Source organism: Pseudescherichia vulneris (assembly GCF_902164725.1).
Classification (GTDB): domain Bacteria; phylum Pseudomonadota; class Gammaproteobacteria; order Enterobacterales; family Enterobacteriaceae; genus Pseudescherichia; species Pseudescherichia vulneris.
The window spans coordinates 137,846-138,440 of the sequence record NZ_LR607338.1; the positions used below are offsets into that span (position 1 = coordinate 137,846).

2 pseudogenes are annotated in these 595 nt (G+C 55.0%); both read left to right on the forward strand.

What is annotated here, in order from left to right:
* Positions 1–226 (forward strand): annotated as a pseudogene (locus FN633_RS00635) (terminase small subunit); the annotation flags it as partial.
* Positions 223–595, forward strand: a pseudogene (locus tag FN633_RS00640) (terminase); the annotation flags it as partial. The pseudogenes FN633_RS00635 and FN633_RS00640, both read left to right, overlap by 4 nt.

Here is a 595-nt window from a genome sequence, read left to right on the forward strand (position 1 = left end):
CTTCGACGAAGAGACAGCCGAGACCATTCTCAAAAAGATTAAGTGGCCTGACAAAGTTAAGAACCTCGAGCTGCTCGGTAAGCATGTACGTGTGCAGGCATTCAAAGAGCAGGTGGAGCAGAAGGTCATCGCAACCCACAGCATCATGCCGGTACCGTCTTGCGATAACGTAGACGACTGGGAAGCAGCAGCGCAGAAGCAACAGAGCGAGGTTCTGGGTGGATGAATTACAAAGCCGTCTGGAAACCTTTGCCGGGATCGCAGTCGCTCTCCTTGAGCTGCCCGTGTAACGAAATCCTCTACGAGGGAACACGCGGGCCCGGTAAAACCGCTGCGCAGCTGGCGCGCTTTCGTCGTCTCGTTGGTCTGGGTTATGGCTCGTTCTGGCGGGGCGTGATATTCGATACCGAGTATAAAAACCTCACCGACATTATCACCCAGTCGAAGCGTATGTATCGCCTGTTTAACGATGGCGCCCGGTATCTGGCGTCAGCCTCTGAACTGCGCTGGGTGTGGCCGACGGGAGAAGAGTTGCTGTTTCGCTTCGGAAAAGAAGAGGGAGACTACTGGGATTATCACGGCCAGGAGTTCCCCT